Source organism: Geodermatophilus bullaregiensis (genome assembly GCF_016907675.1).
Taxonomy (GTDB): domain Bacteria; phylum Actinomycetota; class Actinomycetes; order Mycobacteriales; family Geodermatophilaceae; genus Geodermatophilus; species Geodermatophilus bullaregiensis.
Map to the genome: position 1 here is coordinate 996,682 of NZ_JAFBCJ010000001.1, position 21,433 is coordinate 1,018,114.

The window sequence follows — 21,433 nt, forward strand, 5'->3', positions numbered from 1 at the left end:
GGTACCAGGGGGTACGCCGTCGACCCCGGGCTCTGGCGTGACGCGGACAGCCCGGACGCGCGACGATGGGGGGCATGAGCGCACCGCAGCAGGGTGGGGACCCCACCCGCGACGCCGGCCAGCCCCGCGCGGTCATCACCGACGGGCTCCCGAGCCAGCTGGTCGACACCGATCCCGACGAGACCCAGGAGTGGGTGGAGTCACTCGACAGCGTCGTCGAGCACGCAGGCCGCGGCCGGGCCCGCTACCTGATGCTCAAGCTGCTGCAGCGCAGCCGGGAGCAGCAGGTCGGCGTCCCCGCCCTCCGCAGCACCGACTACATCAACACGATCCCGCCCGAGCGCGAGCCGTGGTTCCCCGGCGACGAGGACACCGAGCGCCGCATCCGCGCCTACATCCGCTGGAACGCCGCGATCATGGTCCACCGGGCGCAGCGGCCGGGGATCGGCGTCGGCGGCCACATCTCCTCCTACGCGTCCTCGGCCTCCCTCTACGAGGTCGGCTTCAACCACTTCTTCCGCGGCAAGGACCACCCCGGCGGCGGGGACCAGATCTGGTTCCAGGGTCACGCCTCCCCCGGCATCTACGCGCGCGCCTTCCTCGAGGGCCGGCTGACCGAGCAGCAGCTCGACGGCTTCCGCCAGGAGGTCAGCCACCCCGGCGGCGGGCTGTCGTCCTACCCGCACCCGCGGCTGATGCCGGACTTCTGGGAGTTCCCCAGCGTCTCGATGGGCCTGGGTCCGATGAACGCGGTCTACCAGGCGCGGTTCAACCGCTACCTGCACGCGCGCGGGGTCAAGGACACCTCCGACCAGCACGTGTGGGCCTTCCTCGGCGACGGCGAGATGGACGAGCCCGAGTCGCTCGGCGTGATCGGCCTGGCCGCCCGCGAGGAGCTGGACAACCTCACCTTCGTCATCAACTGCAACCTGCAGCGGCTCGACGGCCCGGTGCGCGGCAACGGCAAGATCATCCAGGAGATGGAGTCGTTCTTCCGCGGCGCCGGCTGGAACGTCATCAAGGTGATCTGGGGCCGGGAGTGGGACCCGCTGCTGGCCGCCGACCGCGACGGCGCGCTGGTCAACCTCATGAACCAGACGCCCGACGGCGACTACCAGACCTACAAGGCCGAGGACGGCGCCTTCGTCCGCGAGCACTTCTTCGGCCGCGACCCGCGCACCCGCAAGCTCGTCGAGCACATGAGCGACCAGGAGGTGTGGAACCTCTCCCGCGGCGGGCACGACTACCGCAAGGTCTACGCGGCGTTCAAGGCCGCCGTGGAGCACAAGGGCCAGCCGACGGTCATCCTCGCCAAGACGATCAAGGGCTGGACGCTGGGCAGCCACTTCGAGGGCCGCAACTCCACGCACCAGATGAAGAAGCTGACCGCCGAGGACCTCGCCGCCTTCCGCGACCGGCTCTACCTGCCCATCCCGGACGAGCAGCTCGACAAGACCCTGCCGCCCTACTACAAGCCCGACCCGGGCTCCGACGAGATGCAGTACATGCTCGACCGGCGCCGGGCGCTGGGCGGGGCGGTGCCGCGGCGGCGGGCGGAGTTCAAGACGCTCAAGGCGCCCGACGACAAGGCGCTCGACGTCCTGCGTCGCGGCTCGGGCAAGCAGGAGGTGGCCACGACGATGGCCTTCGTCCGCCTGCTCAAGGAGCTGCTGAAGGACAAGGAGCTCGGCCCGCGGTTCGTGCCGATCATCCCCGACGAGGCACGGACCTTCGGGATGGACAGCCTCTTCCCGACGCAGAAGATCTACAACCCGGCCGGCCAGCGGTACACCTCGGTCGACCGCGAGCTGATGCTCACCTACAAGGAGTCCGAGCAGGGCGTGATCCTGCACGAGGGCATCAACGAGGCCGGCTCCACGGCGTCGTTCACCGCCGTCGGGACCTCGTACGCCACGCACGGCGAGCCGATGATCCCGATCTACATCTTCTACTCGATGTTCGGGTTCCAGCGGACCGCCGACTCGATCTGGGCGGCCGCCGACCAGATGACGCGCGGCTTCCTGCTCGGCGCCACCGCCGGGCGGACGACGCTCAACGGCGAGGGCCTGCAGCACGAGGACGGGCACTCGCTGCTCATGGCCCACACCAACCCGGCGGTCGTCTCCTACGACCCGGCGTTCTCCTACGAGGTCGGGCACATCACCAGGGACGCCCTGCTGCGCATGTACGGCGAGGACCCGGGCGCCCCGCTGGGCGGCTCGCGCTCCCCCGACGTCATGTACTACCTGACGGTCTACAACGAGCCGTTCAACCAGCCGGCCGAGCCCGAGGGCCTCGACCTGCAGGGCCTGCTCGCGGGCATGTACCGCTACGCACCCGGCCAGGGCGACGGCCCCCGGGCGCAGGTCCTGGCCTCCGGCGTCGCGGTGCCGTGGGCGCTGCGCGCGCAGGAGCTGCTGGCGAACGACTGGGGCGTCGCGGCCGACGTGTGGTCGGTGACGTCGTGGACCGAGCTGCGCCGGCAGGCCGACGCGGTCGAGGAGCACAACCTGCTCCACCCGGAGGACGAGCCGCAGGTCCCGTACGTCACCCAGCAGCTGCAGGACGCCCCCGGGCCGGTCGTGGCGGTGTCGGACTGGATGCGCGCGGTGCCCGACCTCATCGCGCCGTACGTCCCCGGCGGGATGGCGACGCTGGGCACCGACGGGTTCGGCCTGTCCGACACCCGCCCGGCGCTGCGGCGGCACTTCCACGTCGACGCCGAGTCGGTCGTCGTCCGGGTGCTCGCCTCGCTGGCCCAGCGCGGCGAGGTCGACCGGGACCTCGTCCGACAGGCGGTGGAGAAGTACCAGGTGCGGGACGTGCAGGCGGCGCCGCCGGAGGAGCGGTCGGACCCGAGCCCGGCGACCTGAGGAAGGGCCCGTCAGCCGGCCCAGTCGGGCCGGCTGGGGTCCACCTGCCACACGACGACCGGCCCGCTCGGCACCCCGCCGACGCGGGCCGGTTCGTCGTCGAGGCCCAGCACCACGCCGTCGGGGGCCTCGGCCGCCGGCCCGATCCAGAGCCGGGCGTCGGGCCGGTCGAGGTCGACCCAGCCGCGGACGGCGCGGTGCACCGCGTGCGACGGCGGCGCGGCGGGGTCGGCGGCCCGGAGGTACGTCTGGACGACGCGCGCGCCGTCGGGTCCGGCGACCTCGTCGTGCGCCAGCCCGGTGCCGGCCCGCAGCACGCCGACGTCCCCGGCGGCCATCGGGGCGCCGCCGCCCCAGGCGTGGGTGAGCGAGCCGGCCAGCACCACCGCGACGACGTCGACCGCCCGGTGCTCGTGCCGGCCGTAGCCGGTGCCGGGCGCCAGCCGGTCGTCGGTGACCCGCAGCAGCGGACCCAGCGAGCCGTCGCCGGGCTCGAGCAGGGTGCGGCCGGCGAGCCCGGTCACCGCGCCGCACCGCGCGAGGGCAGCGCCCCGGCCCCGCCCGGCAGCCCGCGGGCGACCAGGGCGACCGTGAGCGACCAGGCGACGCCGAGGGAGAGCCCGCCGACGACGTCGGACAGGAAGTGCACGCCCAGCCACATCCGGGTCAGCCCGACGAGGACGGCCAGCGCGACGCCGGCGACGACGGCGACCCGCCGGCCGCGCGCGGACAGCCGGGGCCAGGCCAGCACGAGCCCGACGGTGACCAGCGTGGCGATGCCGGAGGAGTGCCCGCTGGGGTAGCTCAGCGACTCGTAGGTCAGGCCGCCGTTCTCGAACGCCGGGCGCGCGCGGCCGACCAGTTCCTTGAGCCCGGTGGTCAGCGGGCCGATGCCGAGCACGGCCACGACGACCCAGGCCAGCGTGCGCCACACGCGGCGGCGGGCCAGCCAGACCAGGGCCGGCAGGAACACCAGCACGCGGAACCAGGTCACCCCCGGCGTGGTGAGCACCTCGAGCAGGCCGCCGACCAGCACGGAGCGGTCGTCGCCGGCGTAGAGCGCGCGGCTGACCGCGTCGTCGAGGCGGACCTGCGGCGCGAAGCCGGTGAGGACGCCGGCGCCCAGCACGCCGAGGACGGTGAGGCCCGTGCCGACGGCGGCCAGGGCCCGGCGGCGGGTCCGGACGGGCGGGGACGGCGGCGCGGCGGGCGACGTGGCGGGTCGGGCGGCGGACTCCACTCCCCCACTCTCCCCGACCCCCCGGACCGTGACACGCTGACGCTGTGGCCCACCGGGTGAGCGACCGCCCGCCGTCGGCGGCGACGCTGCGGCGGCTCGAGCGCGCCTCGGGCGCCATCGCCACCCGGGCCGTGTCCCGCATGGACGAGGACTTCCCCTGGTTCCGCACCATGCCCGCCGACCAGCGCTCCTGGGTCGTGCTCGTCGCCCAGGCCGGCATCGCCTCGCTGGTCGAGTGGTGCCGCTCTCCCGACCGGCCGCCCCGGCTGACCGGGGAGGTGTTCGGCGCCGCGCCGCGCGACCTGGTCCGGGCGGTGCCGCTCAAGCAGACGGTCGACCTGGTCAAGGTCACCGTCGAGGTGATGGACGACCACGTCGAGTCGGTCGCCGAGCCCGGTGACGCCGACGTGCTGCGCATGGCGGTGCTCCAGTTCAGCCGCGAGGTCGCCTTCGCCACCGCGCACGTCTACGCCACCTTCGCCGAGAACCGCGGGGCGTGGGACGCCCGCCTCGAGGCGCTGGTCGTCGACGCGCTGGTGCGCGGCGAGCACTCCGAGGAGCTGCCCGGCCGGGCCGCCGCACTCGGGTGGGCGGACACCAGTCCCGTCGTCGTCCTGGTCGGCGCGGCGCCGGCCGACGGCGACACGCACGCCACGGTCCGCCGGGCGGCCCGCTCGCAGCACTGCGAGGTGCTGGTGGGGGTGCACGCCGACCAGCTCGTCGTGGTCCTCGGCGGCGCCGACGACGTGGCCGCGGCGACCGACCGGGTGGCCGACGAGTTCGGCCCCGGACCGGTGGTGCGCGGCCCGGCGGTCGACCGGCTCAGCGCCGCCGGCGGGTCGGCGGCCGCCGCGCTGGCCGGCTGGCGGGCGGCGCGGGCCTGGCCCGGCGCCCCGCGCCCGGTCTGGTCGGACGCCCTCCTCCCCGAGCGCGCCCTCGACGGCGACCCGCTGGCCCGGGCGGCGCTGACCGAGCGGGTGGTGCGACCGCTGCGGACCGCCGGCGGCGGCGTGCTCGAGACGGTGCGCGCCGTGCTCGCCGGCGGCGGCAACCTGGAGGCGAGCGCCCGGGCGCTGTTCGTGCACCCCAACACCGTCCGGTACCGGCTCAAGCGGGCCGCCGAGCTGACCGGGCAGGTGGCCACCGACCCCCGCGGCGCCTGGACCCTGCAGGTCGCCCTCGCCCTCGCCGACCTCGACGGCGGCCGCTCCCTCTGGCACTGAGGGAGGACCCGGGTCCCCCCGCCACCCGCGCGCCCGCGGCGGGACCCCGCTCGGCGGATCTACGGCGGTCCGTGTGGTCTCCACCACGGAACGGGGCGACGACGGCCCGGATGCGCCTCCACATTGTGGACATCCTCCAAAGAGCAACGGTGACCTTTCGTTCCGGACACCACCGCAGGGGGACGTGACGCCTGGCACGGTGAGGAGGTGCTCGCCGTCCTCGCGCCCGGACAGGGTGCCCAGAAGCCCGGGATGCTCACCCCCTGGCTGGAGCTCCCCGGTGCCGAGTCCTTCTTCCGCTGGGCCGGCGCCATCGCCGACGCCGACCTGCTGACCCTCGGCACCACCGGCGACGCCGAGGCCATCAAGGACACCGCGGTCACCCAGCCGCTGGTCGTCGCGATGAGCCTGTTCGTGGCCCGCGAGCTCGGCGGCCTGCCCGGCCCGGTCGCGCACACGCCGCAGGACGGGCGCGACGTCGTCATCGCCGGGCACAGCGTCGGCGAGCTGACCGCCGCCGCGCTGGCCGGGGTGCTCAGCGTCGAGGCGGCCATCGCGCTGACCGCCGTCCGCGGCCGGGCGATGGCCCGCGCCTGCGCGCTCACCCCGACCGGCATGTCCGCCGTCCTGGGCGGTGACCCCGACGAGCTGGCCGCGGCACTGCAGCGGCACGGGCTGAGCGCGGCCAACCTCAACGGCGGCGGGCAGGTCGTCGTCGCCGGGCCGCTCGAGGGCCTGGCCGCGCTCAAGGCCGAGCCGCCGGCCAAGGCGCGCGTGCTGCCGCTGTCGGTGGCCGGCGCCTTCCACACCTCCTCCATGGCCCCCGCCCGCGAGGAGCTCGAGGGCCTCGTCGGCGGCCTGCGCCCGGCCGACCCCAGCCGCCTGCTGCTGTCCAACGCCGACGGCGCCGCGGTCGGCTCCGGCGCCGAGGTGCTGTCCCGCCTGGTCAGCCAGGTCACCAGCCCCGTCCACTTCGACGCCTGCCTGGCCACCCTGCGCGAGCTGGGCGTCACCGCGGCGCTCGAGCTGCCGCCGGCCGGCGCGCTGGCCGGCCTGGCCAAGCGCGAGTGGGCGAAGGACGGCGGGGTCGAGGTGCTGGCGCTGTCCGGTCCCGCCGACCTCGACCGGGCCCGCGCGCTGATCGACGCCGCCCGCGGCCGCCCCGAGGCCATCCACCAGCCCGACTGGCGGGTCGTCGTCTCCCCCGTCCGCGGCACGGTCAGCCCCGCCGACGTCGCCGAGGGCACCCGCCTGCCGGCCGGCACCCCGCTGGGGCGCGTCCGCAGCCGGCGCGGCGAGGCCGACGTCACGGCCGGCTACGACGGCGTCCTCGCCGAGTGGCTGGTGCAGGACGGCGACCTGGTCGACGCGGGGGACCCGCTGGCCCGTCTCTACCCGGAGGTCTCCGCGTGACCATCCACCTCAGGAAGGGCGCCGCGGGCGCCCGGATCCTCGGCCTGGGCGCCTACCGGCCCCGCCGCCGGGTGACCAACGACGAGCTCGCCGAGGTGATGGACACCAACGACGAGTGGATCCAGAGCCGCGTCGGCATCGCCGAGCGCCGCTGGGCCGAGAAGGACGAGACCCTCGTCGAGATGGCCGTCGCCGCCGGGGGCAAGGCCCTCGCCGCCAGCGGTCTGGCGCCCGACGAGGTCGACCTGGTCGTCCTGGCCAGCGCCAGCCTCAAGGAGCCCATCCCCGGCATCGGCCCGCAGGTCGCCCACCGCCTGGGCATCCCGCGGCCCGGGGCCTTCGACCTCAACGCCGGGTGCGCCGGCTTCTGCTACGCCCTGGGCGTCGTCTCCGACGCCATCCGGGCCGGCTCGGCGCGCAACGCCCTCGTGGTCGGTGTCGAGCGGCTCACCGACGTCACCGACCTGGCCGACCGCTCGACCGCGGTGATCTTCGCCGACGGCGCCGGTGCCGCGGTGGTGGGCGCGGCCGAGGAGCCGGGCATCGGCCCGGTCGTGTGGGGCAGCGACGGCGACCAGCACAACGCGATCGAGATCGCCGCCGGCACCGGGACGATGACCATGGCCGGCCAGGCGGTCTACCGCTGGGCCACCACCCGGCTCACCGAGACGCTCGAGGAGGCGATGGAGGCCGCCGGGATCGGCCCGGCCGACGTCGACGTCTTCGCCCCGCACCAGGCCAACCTGCGCATCATCGAGTCGATGACCAGGAAGCTCGGGTTCAGGCCGGACACGGTCGTCGCCCGCGACGTCGTGCAGTCGGGGAACACCTCGGCGGCGTCGGTCCCGCTGGCGCTCACCGCGCTGCTGGAGTCCGGCGAGGCGAAGAGCGGGGACCTCGCCCTCGTCCTCGGGTACGGCGCGGGCCTGACCTTCGCCGGCCAGGTGCTCACCCTGCCCTGAGCACCACCACAGACCCCCGGACCACCCGGGACCGACGGCGGGCAGCGCCCGCCTCCACCGAGAGAGAGGACCCCCGCGTGAGCGAGGACATCCAGGCAGGTCTGGCAGAGATCCTGGAGGAGGTCGCCGGGGTCGCTCCCGCCGACGCCACCCCGGAGAAGTCGTTCACCGAGGACCTCGACGTCGACTCGCTGTCGATGGTCGAGATCGCCACGGCCGTCGAGGACAAGTTCGGCGTGGCCATCCCCGACGACGAGCTCGGCAACATCAAGACCGTCGGCGACGCCATGAGCTACATCCAGAAGAACCGGGGCTGAGCCGGGCCCCGGCCCGTCCCGGACCCCCGGCCCCCGGCCGCACCCGCTCCCAGGAGGAACCCGTCATGACCGATGTCGTCGTCACCGGACTCGGTGCGACCACGCCGCTGGGCGGCGACGTCACCAGCACCTGGGACGCGCTGCTGGCCGGGCGGTCGGGGGTCAGCCGGATCACCGACGACTGGGTGAAGGACTTCCCCGCCCAGCTCGTCGCCCGGCTGGCCACCGAGCCCGCCGAGCAGCTCGACCGGGTGCGCGCCCGGCGGCTCGACCGCAGCCAGCAGGTCGCGGTCATCGCCGCCGAGGAGGCCTGGCGGCAGTCGGGGGCCGGCGACGCCGGCGTCGACCCGCTGCGCATCGCCGTCGTCTTCGGCACCGGCATCGGCGGGGCGCTGACCCTGCTCGGCCAGGACGACATCCTGGAGGAGAAGGGGCCCAAGCGGGTCTCCCCCTTCACCATCCCGATGCTCATGCCCAACGGCCCGGCCGCCGCGGTCGGGCTGTCCGTCGGCGCCAAGGGCGGGGTGCACGCCCCGGTCAGCGCCTGCGCCTCCGGCGCGGAGGCGATCCGCTGGGGCCTGGACCTGCTGCGCTTCGACCGCGCGGACGTGGTCCTCGTCGGCGGCACGGAGGCCTGCATCCACCCGCTGCCCATGGCCGGGTTCTCCTCCATGCGGGCCATGAGCACCCGCAACGACGAGCCCGAGCGGGCCTCGCGCCCGTTCGACAAGGCCCGCGACGGCTTCGTCCTCGGCGAGGGCGCCGCCGCCCTCGTGCTGGAGCGCGCCGACTCGGCGAAGGCCCGCGGTGCCCAGGTGCACGCCCGGCTGGCCGGCGCCGGCGGGACCGCCGACGGCTACGACCTGGTCGCCCCGCACCCGGAGGGCGAGGGGGCCGGGCGGGCGATCGCGGCCGCGATCCGCGACGCCGGGCTGACCCCGGCCGACATCGGCCACGTCAACGCCCACGCCACCTCGACGCCGGTCGGCGACACCGCCGAGGCCGCGGCCATCCGCGGCTCGATCGGCGAGCACGTGCTGGTCACCGCCACCAAGAGCCAGACCGGCCACCTGCTCGGCGCGGCCGGGGCGCTGGAGTCGGTGTTCACCATCCTCGCGCTGCGCGACCAGGTGGTGCCGGCGACGGCGAACCTCGACGACCCGGACGACGACGCGGCGGTGCAGGCCCTCGACATCGTCCGCCGCGAGCCGCGGAAGGCCACGCTCACCGCCGCGGTCAACGACTCCTTCGGCTTCGGCGGCCACAACATGGCCCTGGTCTTCACCACCGTCTGACGCAAGGACCCCGCTGCCCGGGCCGGTCGCGTGCCCGCCCGGGCCGTTCCCGCACGCCCGCGCCCGGCCCGTGGAGGTCTCGTGACCACGCTGCACGCCGCTCCTGCCGCCACCGCTCCGGACCCGCGCGACCCCGGCGACCGGCTGGCGCGCTTCTTCGACGCCGGCACGACGTCCCTGCTGGCCCCGCGGGACACGTCGGGTGTCCTGGCGGCGCGCGGCACCGTGTCGGGCACCCCGGCGATCGCCTACTGCACCGACGCGACGGTGATGGGTGGGGCGATGGGCGCCGACGGGTGCCGGCACGTCGTCGACGCGATCGACACCGCGGTGCGCGAGCGGCTGCCGGTCGTGGGCATCTGGCACTCCGGCGGCGCCCGGCTGGCCGAGGGCGTCACCGCGCTGCACGCCGTCGGCGAGGTGTTCGCCGCGATGGTGCGCGCCTCCGGGCGGATCCCGCAGGTCTCCGTCGTCCTCGGCCCGGCCGCCGGCGGCGCCGCCTACGGACCGGCGCTCACCGACCTGGTGATCATGGGGCCGGCCGGACGGGTCTTCGTCACCGGTCCCGACGTCGTCCGCTCGGTCACCGGCGAGGACGTGGACATGGAGAGCCTCGGCGGGCCCGACACGCACGGCCGCCGCAGCGGCGTCGTCCACGTGGTCACCGACTCCGAGGCCGCCGCGCTGGCGACCGCCCGCCAGGCGGTGGACCTGCTGGCCGCGCAGGGCCGGCTCGCGCCGGCCCGGGACGAGCCGGACGTCGACCTGCGGGCCCTGCTGCCCCAGCGGGCCAACCGCGCCTACGACGTCAGGCCGCTCGTCGCCGCCCTCCTCGACGGACCGGGCCTGGAGCTGCACCCGCGGTGGGCGCCGAACGTCGTGACCACCCTCGGCCGGCTCGCCGGGCGGACCGTCGGCGTCGTCGCGAACAACCCGCTGCGGCTGGGCGGCTGCCTGGACTTGGCCTCGGCGGAGAAGGCGGCGCGCTTCGTGCGGATGTGCGACGCGTTCGGCGTGCCGCTGGTCGTGCTGGTCGACGTCCCCGGCTACCTGCCCGGCGTCGGCCAGGAGTGGGACGGCGTGGTGCGGCGCGGCGCGAAGCTGCTGCACGCCTTCGCCGAGGCCGTCGTCCCGCGGGTGACGCTGGTGACCCGCAAGGCCTACGGCGGCGCCTACATCGCCATGAACGCCCGCTCGCTGGGCGCCACGGCGGTCTTCGCCTGGCCGGGCGCGGAGGTGGCCGTCATGGGCGCCAGGGCCGCCGTGGGCATCCTGCACCGCAAGCAGCTGGCCGCGGTGCCCCCCGGCGAGCGGGAGGCGCTGCACGTGCGGCTGGCTAACGAGCACGAGCGGATCGCCGGCGGGGTGAACCGGGCGCTGGAGATCGGCGTCGTCGACGAGGTCGTCGAGCCCGCCCGCACGCGGCAGCGGCTGGTGGCCGCCCTGGCCGGCGCGCCGGCCGGCCGCGGCGCGCACGGCAACATCCCGCTGTAGCGGCGCCGGCGCGCGCGACGATCAGGTGACCTGATCGTCGCGCGTCCTCCCCGACGTCCCACGGTCAGGGAGGACGCGTCATGGTCAGGGAGGACGCGTCACGATCGGGACGCAGGACCGCGCACCGGCCGGACGGCCACCGCGACGACGAGAGGCCCGCCACCGCTGCAGCAGTGGCGGGCCTCTCGGTGTGAGGTCGTCCGGACGCCGCTTCCCCGACGGCGTCCGGACGACCTGGCCAGGAGCCTACGACGAGTTCCCGGGGGACCTCATCTCGTGTGCCCGGATCGTGACCTGCGTGTTTCGTCCCGGACGGCCTCAGACGACCTGGTGCAGCCAGGTGACCGGGCTGCCGTCGCCGGCGTGCCGGTACACCTCGAGGTCGGCGTCCCAGGCCGCGCCGAGCAGCTCGTCGACACCGTGGCGGAACGCCTCGATGGACGTGGCGGTGGCGGCCAGGTGGCGCAGCTGCTGCTCGGTGACGACGAGGTCGCCGTTGGCACTCGTGGGCGCGCGGTACACCCCGTGCCCCGGCACGTAGGACATGCGCTCGCCGTCGTTGCCGTGGCTGGCTTCCTCGGTCACCTCGAAGCGCAGCATCGGCCACGCGCGCAGCGCGGCGACCAGCTTGGCGCCCGTCCCGGGAGCACCGGTCCAGGCCACCTCAGCACGGTAGGCACCGTGCGCCGCGGGCTGGTCGGCCCACGACAGGGAGACCGGCGCGCCGATGACGCGTTCGAGCGCCCACTCGACGTGCTGGCAGAGCGCCTTCGGGCAGGAGTGCACGAAGACGACACCCTGGGTAGACCGTCGCTGCACGAGGCACCTCCATCGACTCGATCGGTCTCGTCTTCCCCAACGGACGATCGATTCGGTGACAGGCTGTGGTCAGTGGCGGTGGACCAGGGGCTCCGGGGACAGTGTGCACGATGAGGTGCCCGGCGCGCCAGTGCAGATGCGACAGCTGTGCCGGATGTGACGGACGCAGCGCCGGGCGCCACGGAACTGCTGGTCAGCGCCATACCACGATGACGACCCAGCCGTCCAACCCGGGCGGGAGTGACGCTGACCGTACACCCCGGGTGCCGGCACGGGGGGTCGCCACCCCCGGTGTCGCATGCAGGACCGGTCCTTCTCGTCATCACGGTCGGTCACCGGCGCGCGGACCTGGCCGTCACCGTGCGAGATCGTGCACCCGGTCCCCGTCGGCCGCCTCGGCCCGGTACACGGCCGCGTCGGCCCGGTGCATCACCCCGGCGACATCGTCGTCGTGCCCGACGAGGGCCCGGCCGACGCTGCCGGTGACACCGTGCGCCGCACCGACCCCGGCGACGGCGATCCGCAGCCGGTCGGCCAGCGCCGCGTCGTCGGCCGGGAGCGGGGAATCGGCCAGGACGGCGAACTCGTCACCGCCGAGGCGGGCCACCGTGTCGGTCCCGCGCACCGCCGCGGTCAGGGTCCCGGCCACCGCGCGCAGGACGGCGTCGCCGGCCGCGTGGCCCTCGAGGTCGTTGACCGCCTCGGAGCCGTCGAGGTCGACGATGCAGACCACCGAGCGCTGCCCCCGTCCGGCCCGGCTCACCGCCCCCTCGAGCCGCTCGAGGAACGCCCGGCGGTTGGGGACGCCGGTGAGCGGGTCGGTGGTGGCCAGCGCCTCCCGTACCTGGCGCACCCAGTACTCGACCCGATCGTCGTCCTCGACCAGCGGCCGCCCGCCCGTGACGCGACACCTCGGGCACTCCTCCGTCCGGGTGGGCGGACACACTCCCGCGCACCCGCGAGGACGCCGGCGGCGATGGGTAGGGGGCCCGGCATGACGACCGACGACGGCGGCGGGCGACCGCAGCGGCAGGGACTGGCCGGGGCCGGCCGGGACGTGGTGGGGCCCATGGTCCTCCACGCCTGGGACGTCTTCCTCCAGCAGGCTGCCGCCGTCGACCTGGACCGTCCGACCCGCCTGCCCGGCTGGCGTGCCCACGAGGTGTGCGTGCACCTGGGCTGCTGGCCCGACCACGCCGCGCTGGCCGACCTGGTCGACTCGGCCCGCGCCGGTGGCACGGGCACGCCGCCCGACGTCGACGGGACCAACGCCCGGGTGACCGCCGCGCACCGTGACGCCCCGCGCGAGGAGGTGCTCGCCGCGCTGCACCGCAGCCGGGAGGCCACCGCCCGCTACCTCGCCGAGGAACCGGGCGGGCTCGACACCGCGTACGCCGTCTCCACGGTCGGCCGGCTGCCACTGCTGTCGGTGGTCCTCGGCCAGGCCTACGAGCTCGCCGTCCACGGCCTGGACCTCGTGCCGCTGGGTGCTCCCCCGCCGCCGCCGGAGGTGCTGCAGGCCGGGCTGGCCGCGCTCGCCGAGGTGACCGGCGCGCTGGCCGCGTCGTCGGGCATCCGCGGCGGCGCCGGACTGGTCACCCCGGACGGCGGGTGGGCCTTCGCGGCCGACCGCGGTGGCTGGACGGTCCGGCGGCTCGGCGCGGGCGAGCGGCCCCCGGGCGCCGTCGTGGAGGCGGCGGCCGACGTCCTGCTGGAGGCCGCCTCGGGGCGGGTCAACCCGGCCGCGGCGCTGGTGCGCCGGCGACTGCGGGTGCGCGACCTGCCGGAGCTGATGATGCTCGCGCCGATCGTGGAGTCCGCGCCGGGCATCCCCGGCGGGCCGATCCTGGCGCTGGCCGCGCGGACCGTCGGCGGGGCCGGTGACCTGCTCGGCCGGCTGCGCGGGCGCCGGTGAGGGACCTCCCCGCCCGGGCGGCGACTAGATGACTGATTCCAAGGGTCAGTGGTCGTAGGCGATCAGTGATCGTGGGGTCGGTGCGCCGATGTGGTCGTTGTGCCAGATGACGACGGTGAGGGCCAGGACGCGTTGCAGGACGCGGACCCAGACCCCGAGCGGGGTGTGCCCGCCGTGGTGTTCGAGGTCGAGCTGGCCTTTGAAGGTGTCGTTGATCGACTCGATCACCTGCCGCAGCGGCTTGAACAGGCGGGCTCCGGGCCGTTTGGGCTCGCCGGTGCGGGCGGGGCGCAGCAGCGCGATGCCGTGGCCGTGCAGCGTGGCTTCGAACTGGCGGCCGTAGTAGTGCCGGTCGGCGATCACCGTCTGTCCGGCTCGGCTGGCAGTCAGCGCGGGGTCGGCGTCGAGGATGCCCAGCAGCACCTCGCGCTCGTCGGCCTTGGCGCCGGAGAGCGCGAAGCCGACCGGTAGTCCGTGCAGCGTGCAGAGCAGATGCAGCCGTAGTCCCCAGAAGTAGCGGGAGTGGCTGGCGCAGTAGCCGTACTCGGCCCAGCCGGCCAGCGCCGAGCGGTGCGCGGCCTCGCGGGAGCGGGCGCACTCCACCGGGGTGGAGTCGACCACCCACACGTCGTCAGACCACAGATGCGTGTCCCGGGCCAGCACCGCGATCAGCCAGCGCAGCGTGTCGGCCAGGGCGCGCAGCCGCTTGTTGTAGCCCGGCTGCTGGGGCAGATACGGAAACAGGTGCCGCAGCTGGGCGTGGGCGAACCGCAGCCAGCGAGCCTCGCTGGTGCGCCCCAGCAGCGCCTGCATCACCGCCAGGGTGACCAATTCGGCGTCGGTGATCCGCGGTGCGATCCCGACCGCCGGACGAGCCGGGGCACGACCGGGCGAGGCCTTCAGCAGATCGTCGGTGCGTACATAGAGTGCCGTGGCGAGGGTGTCCAGATCGGCGTCCACGAGGACCTCCGAGGTTCGACGTTGGGTCAGCAACGCCGAGCCTGGGCACCCTCGCCCATCAGCTCATCAAGGCTCGCCGAACTCGGACCCCTTGGAATCAGTCATCTAGCAGCCGCCGCCCAGGGAGATGCCGCGTGCGCTCAGCCACGGGACCGGGTTGACCCGGCTGGCGTAGAGCCCGCCCTCGTGCACCTCGAAGTGCAGGTGCGGGCCGGTGGACTGGCCCTTGTTGCCGACCTCGGCGATCTGCTGGCCGGCACCGACCACCTGCCCGGCCGACACGAAGAACCGGTTGACGTGGCCGTAGACGGTGATCCGGCCGTCGTCGTGCTGCACGTAGACGGCCTGGCCGAAGCCGCTGGCCGGGCCCGCCTGCAGGACGACGCCGCCCGTGGGGGCGAAGACCGGCGTGCCGATCGGGGCGGCGATGTCGACGCCGTAGTGCATGGTCCCCCACCGCGCGCCGTAGCAGGAGGTCACGCGGCCGGTGGTCGGGGCGGCGGCGCCGCTGCCCGAGGACTGCACGCTCACGGTCACCGCGGCCTGCTGCTCGGCCTGCTGCTGGGCGGCCCAGGCGGCCTCGGCGTCGGCGATGCCGCGCAGTCGCAGCAGCTCGGTCTCGGCCACGCGCAGCCGCTCGTCGAGCGCGGCCTTCTGGACGGCGAGGGCGTCGTAGTCGGCCTGGGCGGAGGCCAGGCGGGCGTCGGCGGCGGCCTGCGCCTCGGCGGCGGCACGGGCGGCGGCGTCGCGCTCGTCCACGGCCGCGCGGGCCAGGGCCTCGGCCTCGGCCTCCTGCGTCTCGAGCAGCTCGAACTCCTCGAGGGTCTCCGCGCGCTGCGTGCCGAGCATGTCGAGGGTGGCGGCCCGCTCGAGCACCTCACGGGGGCCCTCGCTGTCCAGCAGCACCGAGACGTCCCCGCTGAGGTCCCCCTGGCTGCCCATGTAGGCCTCGCGGCCGAGCTCGACGACCTCGTCCTCGGCGGCGGCGACGGCGTCGCGGGCAGCCTGCAGCTCGGCGGCGGCGACGGCGGCGGCCTGCTGGGCGGCGGCCAGCTCGGCCTGCGCGACGAGGGCCGCGTCCGCGGCCGCCTCGGCCTCCACCGTCATCCGCTGCAGCTGCTCCTCGGCGGCGGTGACCTCGCCCTGGATCCGGCCGACCTCGGCGACCAGGTCGCGCTCGGCGGCCTCCGCGGCGGCGACGTCGTCCTGGGGGTCGGCCAGCGCGGCCGCAGGAGTCGCCAGCAGGAGTCCCACGGCGACGCCGGTGGCGAGCACGGCACGGCCGAGGCGGGAGGGCAGGGCGGGGCGGGTCCCCCGGGCGGTCCGGTGGTGCAGGGTCGCCAAGAGGGCGCTTCTCCGTTCGTCGCGGCCGCCTCCCGGGTCCGCGGGCGCCCCGCAGGGCACGCCGCTGCCCGCGTCTGGTGTGCGCGGGCGTGACCGATCCGGGGACCCCCACGGGATCCCCGGTCCCCCGGCACGCGGGCCGGGACGATCAGGCGGGACCCGGCCGGTGCCCTCGGTGCGAGGAGCTGGAGCCGGCTGGGCCGCGGGCGAACGTACTACGCGACCCCGGGCGAATGTCACGGAAAGGTGACGATCGCGGCGCGCCTGTTTGCATCCTCAACGAGCTGAGCTGCGGGTATGACGAACCGTGTGGAGTGCCGCACCTTCCGCCACAACGGCCCCACCTGGCCCGTCGCGGCCGGGTCCGGCGTGCCGTCGCTCACAGGTCCGTCACAGGAACGGCGGGCACCCTGGCCGGCCGGAACGGCACGCAGCGGGAGGAACCACATGGACGACGTCACCGCGAGGCAGGTCCCGCCGATGCGGGCGGGCGACAGCGACCGGGCGGCCACGGTGCACCGGCTGCAGGACGCCGTCGCCCGGGGGCTGCTCACGCCCGACGAGGGCAGCGAGCGGATGGCCGCCGCCTTCGCCGCGGTGCACCTGCGCGACCTGCCGCCGCTGACGGCCGACCTGCCGCCCGCACCGGAGCACGTCACGGCCTACGCCACCGCGCCGGGCTGGCGGCCGCTGGGGCTCATGGCCTGGGAGCAGGTCCGGGCCACCGTCGCCGGCGCGCGCGGCGGCGGCCCGGCGGGGGTGCGACTGGCCCTGACTGCCGTCGCCGCGCTGCTGGTGCTGGTCCTGCTGGGCTCGCTGGTGCTGGACGGCCTGTTCGACGGCGGGCCCGGCGGCTTCGACCGCGGCTGGGGGGACGGGCGCGGCCCGCGCTGACCCGGCGTCAGCCGACCGGCACGAGGGCCGCTGCCGCGTGGACGTCGGCGTCGGTCTACGAGTCCGCCACGGCGGTCCCCGCGGCGCCTGCTCCGCGTACGCACGTCCAGTAGCCGGCTTCCGGGCGGTGGAGCTCCGCGAGGGGGGTGCCGCGACGGCCGTCGCGGATGCACAGCCGCGGGGGGTGGCTGTGTGCCACCTGGACGTTTTGCACACCGGTGACCCGACGTCTGGCAGGCTGGGCGCCGCTCGTCAGGGGCGGTAGCTCAGCCGGTCAGAGCATGGGACTCATAATCCCTGGGTCGTGGGTTCGAGCCCCACCCGCCCCACCAGGCAGTACACAAGGCGCGCGCCGGAGAACCTGTCAGGCTGGCCCTATCCATGTCTTACAATCCGTGAGACACTCCAGCTGTGGCTGACACGATCACCTTCCGTCCCGATGAGGACGCCCGACGTGCCCTGGCCGTGCTCACGCAAGACGGCACCCCCGTCTCCACCGCCGTGCGGGCAGCTCTGATCGAGGCCGCGAGGGTTGCGGCGGAAGGCCGGCTCCGCGCGGAGGCCGCCGCGCTGGTCGACGACGAAGCCGACCGTGCCGAGGCCGCTCAAGTCCTTCGGGACATGGAGACCTTGCGTGCGTGGTGAGGTCTTCCGCCTGCGCTCTCCCCGCGGCACACGCGGCCACGAGCAGGCGGGGGTCCGCTACGCCATCGTCGTCCAGTCCGACCTGCTTCCCCTGTCCACCTGGTTGGTTGCACCCACGTCTACTTCGGCCCGCGCCGCCACCTTCCGTCCGGAGGTCTCCATCGACGGGCGCCCCACCCGGGTGCTGGCCGAACAGACCGCCGCAGTGGATCCGGAGCGCTTGGGAGACTCGGCCGGACATCTCAGTTTCGAGGAACTGCGGCAGGTCGACGCGGCTCTGCGTCTGGTTCTCGGCCTGTGAAGGCCGCTGGACGTGGATGGTGAGCCGCTCCCCTCCGTGCGTCCTCAGGACAGCGGCTTGGCCGAAGCTGTCAGTCGACCCGTCACATGTGCCCGCTCTGACCCCGGCCCGGTCCCCGCCTGTCAACAGCCGGGTACTGGTCCTCGGACGGTCCTCAACGACCTGCGTTTAACCTGGTCAGCACAGCGTTCAGCGAATTTGTGCTCATAATCCCTGGGTCGTGGGTTCGAGCCCCACCCGCCCCACCACCAGGCAACCGCCCCACAACTAGATGACTGACTCCGAGGGTCAGTGGTCGTAGGCGAGTAGGGATCGCCGCACGGGTTGGCCGGTGTGGTCGTTGTGCCAGATTGCCGCGGTCAGTGCCAGCAGGCACTGCAGCACGCGGATCATCACGCCGCCGGGAGTGTGGCCTCCACGGGTCGCTCGCGGCTTGGCCCAACGTCCCGCAGCGCTGGGGTTACGCGCCCCATGGCGGCCGCTCGGGGACACGACAGCAGCTTCGGGAATCCCGAGGTGCCCCTGCGAGATGGCGATCACGCCCGGGCGGGTCTGCTGTGGACGGCCTGCGGACGGACCGTCCGGCGCCGTGGATGCTGTCCGGGTGCCTGCCGTCCCGCGTCTCCCCTCACGGGCCTCGCTCCTCACCGAGCCGCCGCGGGCGGGACTGGACCTCGCCGCCCTCGCGACCACCTGGCCGTTGCTCGCCACCGCCCGCCGCGGAGACGGCCACCCGGTACTGGTGCTGCCGGGCCTGCTGACCGGCGACCCCGCCACCCTGGTGCTGCGAACCGCGCTGCGCGCCCTCGGCCACGACGTGTCCGGCTGGAGTCTGGGCCTCAACCGGGGACCGACGGGCCACGTCGTCCACACGCTGCGCGACCGACTCGAGCGGTTGCACCGCACCTCGGGACGGCGGGTCAGCCTGGTCGGCTGGAGTCTCGGCGGGCTGTACGCGCGCGAACTGGCCAGAGCCGCGCCGGGCAGCGTCCGCGGACTGGTCACCCTGGGCACGCCGGTGGTGCGATGGGCTCCCTGGGTCCGCACGGCCTCGGGCATCGTCGACGGCGGCACCGGCCTCCTCCGCCAGGCAGCAGCGCTGCCCCGGCCCTGGGCCGAGCGCGGCTCCCTGCGCGTGCCCGCCACGTCGGTCTACACGCGAGCCGACGGCATCGTGCACTGGTCCTCGTGCCGGTACGAGGTGGGCCCTCGACGGGAGAACGTGGAAGTGCGCGGCAGCCACCTCGGCCTCGCGGTCAACCCCGCGGTCCTGTGGGTGCTGGCCGACCGACTGGGGATCGCCGAGGGCGCCTGGGAGCCCTTTCGGCCTCCGCTCGGACTCAGCACGCTCTTCCCCCGCTGACGGGACACCGAGGCCGATCGACCTGGTGCCGGCACGACCTCAGAGGTGCGGGACGTATGCACCACGGCTCGCCCACGTGCATCCGTGCAGTTGGAGCTGTATACGGAACCGCAGCGTACTGCGGTGGACGTCCCCAGATGAGGAACACCGGTGATCATCAACGCCGCGGCGCCGCGGTGCCACACCACACCGGTTCCGGTCGGGGAACCCGTCGTCGTCCTCACGTCCGTGCACGGTCTCGTGCGCAGCTGCCCCGGTCGGCTCCGGCCCGCCCGCACCAGCGCCGGTATCACCGGAGCCTGCCGCCTCTCCTGTGGGGCGATGGACCGACCGCGCCCGCGTCGACCGCTGAGCCGCCGTTCGGTGAGGCCGCGGCCACGTCGGAGGGAGACGCTCCGGTCGCGGCCCGACCGGGACGGCGCACGCTGGCTCGTCGCCGCCTGCGTCGCCGACCGACCTGCCGACACCGAGGAGACCCAGACCCGTGGCCGAGCCTGTGCCCGCCTCCAGCATGCGTCTCGCCGTCAGGGGGCTGTACGACCCGACGCCCGCTTGTGGCCATGGCAAGGAGTCCCTGGCCGATCAGCACGACGCCGTCGACCCTCACCCGGGCCCCACCCCCACGTACACGCTCTTCGCCCCCTCCGGCATGCCGCTGACGGCCACCGGCAGCGTGCGGCTCGAGTTCTCCGGGCAGCTGTCGACGCGCGACCCGACGTCCGGGGCTCCATCGGTTCGTCGACACGACACGGTCGTCGTCGGCGACAGCCTGAGCTCGCCGACAGACCGACGGGACGACCCCGGCACGCGACGGGGAGCCGCCGACTCAGACGGCATCGACCCGATGCGGCTGGCGGCGGGCGCGGAGTCGTGGCTGCCCGCGGACGTCGGTGGAGACCGCTCCCGATCGAGGCGACACAGCTCGGAACCGGCCGCCAGGACCGGCTCCGGGCAGCTGCTGCGCGCGGGGCGCCACGAAACCCTCACCCCTCCTGGTGGCGAGGTCGCGCCGCCGGCCGTCCATCCGATCCGGACACCACACCGCTGGACCTCCTCGTGGAGCGGGCCGGCTGGGTCGGCGTCGTCCTGGCCGTGGCGGCCCACGACGCCGTGTGGTGGTCCCGTGGGCCGCCGGGCTGAACCGGTGGCGGGAGACGGCGCACGGGGCCCGCGCCGCGGTCACGTCCTGGTGCGGCATCGGACCCGACCCCGTCGCGTCAGGTGTGTCGGGCTGGTCCACCGAGCCCGGGTCCTCACCGCCCGACGAGCCGCTCGTGGGCCTGCTCGTACGGGTGACGTCCCGGACACCGCGGCGGTCGACGTCCACCGGCTGGACCTCCTGATCGACGCGACCACGCCCGTGCACGGACCACACAGCGGCGAGGTTCTGCCGTTGGCCGAGAACGTGCTCCGGGCCGCCGACCGGTCGGCGCTCGGTCACGGTCCGACGCGTCGACGCGTGATCCCGCACTCCCCACCCATCTCCTCCCCGACCCGGCCCTCGTTCCTCCGCGGAGCCCGTGCCTCCGTAGCGGTCCGGCCCCCGGGAGAGGACGATGCTGGGCCAGGCCAGCAGTGGCGGAAGGAGCGGATCTCCCGTGACCACGTCCAGTCGTGAGGACGACGACCGTTTGCTGGAGGAGCTCCGTGCAGCGCTGCGGGCAGCCGGGGAACCGACGGACGCCATGACCGCCGCCGCTGCGGGCGCGTTCTCCTGGCGCACGGTGGATGCCGAGCTGGCCGGGCTCGACCTCGCGGCGGCGTCACCCGACCCCGTGAGTGGCTCGTCCCCGGACGAGTACGTCCTCGCCCGCGCCAACGGCTCTGATCCGGCGGTCCTCCGATTCACGTCCGGCTCCGCCATCGTCGAGCTCGAGGCGGGTGACGATGGCTGGGCCGGGCTGCTCCACCCGGCCTCTCCCGGCCAGGTCTCTGTGCTGGGGCCGGACGGCACAGCGCTGGAGACGGCCACCATCGACGAACTCGGCGCCTTCTTCATCGCGCCCATGCTCAGCGGCCCGGTCCGGCTGCGCTGCCGGACCGGAGCGGACGAACTGCTCACCGACTGGTGCGTGCTCCGCTGACCAGACCGCATCCCTCATTCCCGTACGCACACCAGGACCGAGGCGAGGACGACTGCGCCGTGGGGACGGTGGCGTGTCCCTCGTGGTGAGGTGCGCTACCGCGCGGGGCCGTCGACCAGCTGGAGCCCGCTCGATGGCACCGCGGCAGCGGCCGGCGATCTCGAGAGCGACCTCCCCGCACCGCGTCTGAGCTGAGTAGCAGCTCTCGCAGCCGAGCCCGGTCCGCATCGGAGAGCACCTTCGACCGCGGCAAGCACGAGTCATCGACTCTCGCCAGGCGACCGTTCGGGG

19 protein-coding genes, 1 tRNA gene and 1 pseudogene are annotated in these 21,433 nt (G+C 74.8%); 14 read left to right on the top strand and 7 right to left on the bottom strand.

Translation table 11 applies throughout. From position 1 onward, the window contains the following. Positions 1-74: 74 nt before the first annotated feature. The gene (gene aceE / locus JOD57_RS04610) at positions 75-2,873 is read left to right on the top strand and encodes a pyruvate dehydrogenase (acetyl-transferring), homodimeric type (protein ID WP_204690815.1); all 2,799 of its coding nucleotides are present in this window, start codon (positions 75-77) and stop codon (positions 2,871-2,873) included. Between the two features lie 11 nt (positions 2,874-2,884). Here the strand turns inward: aceE and JOD57_RS04615 are convergent, their stop codons facing one another. Together JOD57_RS04615 and JOD57_RS04620 are read right to left on the bottom strand one after the other, a co-directional pair. Continuing rightward, complete coding sequence (locus JOD57_RS04615; RefSeq protein ID WP_204690816.1) at positions 2,885-3,397, bottom strand: pirin family protein; 513 nt, start codon at positions 3,395-3,397, stop codon at positions 2,885-2,887. Next, positions 3,394-4,113: a phosphatase PAP2 family protein gene (locus JOD57_RS04620; RefSeq protein WP_204690817.1), complete on the bottom strand. Its 720-nt coding sequence runs from the start codon at positions 4,111-4,113 to the stop codon at positions 3,394-3,396. Before JOD57_RS04620 ends, JOD57_RS04615 begins: the two co-directional genes overlap by 4 nt. 44 nt (positions 4,114-4,157) lie before the next feature. On the opposite strand from JOD57_RS04620, the gene JOD57_RS04625 reads away from it, so the two are divergent. From JOD57_RS04625 to JOD57_RS04650, 6 genes are all read left to right on the top strand, one after another. After that, positions 4,158-5,336, top strand: coding sequence for a PucR family transcriptional regulator (locus JOD57_RS04625; RefSeq protein ID WP_307824459.1), 1,179 nt, complete (start codon positions 4,158-4,160; stop codon positions 5,334-5,336). 207 nt (positions 5,337-5,543) lie between these two features. After that, on the top strand, positions 5,544-6,749 hold the full coding sequence (locus tag JOD57_RS04630; protein WP_204690818.1) for an acyltransferase domain-containing protein: 1,206 nt from the start codon (positions 5,544-5,546) through the stop codon (positions 6,747-6,749). Then, on the top strand, positions 6,746-7,711 hold the full coding sequence (locus JOD57_RS04635) for a beta-ketoacyl-ACP synthase III (protein ID WP_204690819.1): 966 nt from the start codon (positions 6,746-6,748) through the stop codon (positions 7,709-7,711). The genes JOD57_RS04630 and JOD57_RS04635 overlap by 4 nt, the downstream gene beginning before the upstream one ends. 77 nt (positions 7,712-7,788) lie before the next feature. Continuing rightward, positions 7,789-8,028, top strand: a complete 240-nt coding sequence (locus JOD57_RS04640; protein WP_204690820.1) for an acyl carrier protein — start codon at positions 7,789-7,791, stop codon at positions 8,026-8,028. A 65-nt stretch (positions 8,029-8,093) separates the two neighbouring features. Beyond that, positions 8,094-9,323, top strand: coding sequence for a beta-ketoacyl-[acyl-carrier-protein] synthase family protein (locus JOD57_RS04645; protein WP_204690821.1), 1,230 nt, complete (start codon positions 8,094-8,096; stop codon positions 9,321-9,323). Between the two features lie 81 nt (positions 9,324-9,404). After that, complete coding sequence (locus tag JOD57_RS04650) at positions 9,405-10,817, top strand: acyl-CoA carboxylase subunit beta (RefSeq protein ID WP_204690822.1); 1,413 nt, start codon at positions 9,405-9,407, stop codon at positions 10,815-10,817. Between the two features lie 318 nt (positions 10,818-11,135). Here JOD57_RS04650 and JOD57_RS04655 read toward each other — a convergent pair whose 3' ends face one another. Together JOD57_RS04655 and JOD57_RS04660 are read right to left on the bottom strand one after the other, a co-directional pair. Continuing rightward, positions 11,136-11,636, bottom strand: a complete 501-nt coding sequence (locus tag JOD57_RS04655) for a DUF3145 domain-containing protein (protein WP_204690823.1) — start codon at positions 11,634-11,636, stop codon at positions 11,136-11,138. Between the two features lie 355 nt (positions 11,637-11,991). Then, the gene (locus tag JOD57_RS04660; RefSeq protein WP_204690824.1) at positions 11,992-12,489 is read right to left on the bottom strand and encodes a GGDEF domain-containing protein; all 498 of its coding nucleotides are present in this window, start codon (positions 12,487-12,489) and stop codon (positions 11,992-11,994) included. Positions 12,490-12,630: 141 nt separating this feature from the next. On the opposite strand from JOD57_RS04660, the gene JOD57_RS04665 reads away from it, so the two are divergent. Next, positions 12,631-13,551: a maleylpyruvate isomerase N-terminal domain-containing protein gene (locus JOD57_RS04665; RefSeq protein ID WP_204690825.1), complete on the top strand. Its 921-nt coding sequence runs from the start codon at positions 12,631-12,633 to the stop codon at positions 13,549-13,551. A gap of 45 nt (positions 13,552-13,596) precedes the next feature. On the opposite strand, the gene JOD57_RS04670 is transcribed toward JOD57_RS04665, so the two are convergent. Next, complete coding sequence (locus JOD57_RS04670) at positions 13,597-14,511, bottom strand: IS982 family transposase (protein WP_204690567.1); 915 nt, start codon at positions 14,509-14,511, stop codon at positions 13,597-13,599. 105 nt (positions 14,512-14,616) lie between these two features. Beyond that, positions 14,617-15,855, bottom strand: coding sequence for a M23 family metallopeptidase (locus JOD57_RS04675; RefSeq protein ID WP_239568156.1), 1,239 nt, complete (start codon positions 15,853-15,855; stop codon positions 14,617-14,619). Between the two features lie 447 nt (positions 15,856-16,302). Here JOD57_RS04675 and JOD57_RS04680 point away from each other — a divergent pair, with 447 nt between their 5' ends. The 4 genes from JOD57_RS04680 (at position 16,303) to JOD57_RS04695 (ending at position 17,695) form a co-directional block, all read left to right on the top strand. Continuing rightward, on the top strand, positions 16,303-16,749 hold the full coding sequence (locus tag JOD57_RS04680; RefSeq protein WP_204690826.1) for a DUF1707 SHOCT-like domain-containing protein: 447 nt from the start codon (positions 16,303-16,305) through the stop codon (positions 16,747-16,749). Positions 16,750-17,004: 255 nt separating this feature from the next. Continuing rightward, positions 17,005-17,081, top strand: a tRNA-Ile gene (locus JOD57_RS04685). A gap of 79 nt (positions 17,082-17,160) precedes the next feature. Further along, positions 17,161-17,394, top strand: coding sequence for a hypothetical protein (locus JOD57_RS04690; protein WP_204690827.1), 234 nt, complete (start codon positions 17,161-17,163; stop codon positions 17,392-17,394). Further along, entirely contained in the window at positions 17,384-17,695 is a 312-nt protein-coding gene (locus JOD57_RS04695) for a type II toxin-antitoxin system PemK/MazF family toxin (protein WP_204690828.1), read from the top strand. Before JOD57_RS04690 ends, JOD57_RS04695 begins: the two co-directional genes overlap by 11 nt. A 288-nt stretch (positions 17,696-17,983) precedes the next feature. Here JOD57_RS04695 and JOD57_RS27400 read toward each other — a convergent pair. Beyond that, positions 17,984-18,112, bottom strand: a pseudogene (locus JOD57_RS27400) (IS982 family transposase); the annotation flags it as partial. Positions 18,113-18,299: 187 nt separating this feature from the next. On the opposite strand from JOD57_RS27400, the gene JOD57_RS04700 reads away from it, so the two are divergent. Both JOD57_RS04700 and JOD57_RS04705 read left to right on the top strand, forming a co-directional pair. Continuing rightward, positions 18,300-19,058, top strand: coding sequence for an esterase/lipase family protein (locus JOD57_RS04700; RefSeq protein ID WP_204690829.1), 759 nt, complete (start codon positions 18,300-18,302; stop codon positions 19,056-19,058). Between the two features lie 1,598 nt (positions 19,059-20,656). After that, the gene (locus JOD57_RS04705) at positions 20,657-21,142 is read left to right on the top strand and encodes a hypothetical protein (protein ID WP_204690830.1); all 486 of its coding nucleotides are present in this window, start codon (positions 20,657-20,659) and stop codon (positions 21,140-21,142) included. The last annotated feature ends 291 nt before the right edge of the window (positions 21,143-21,433 follow it).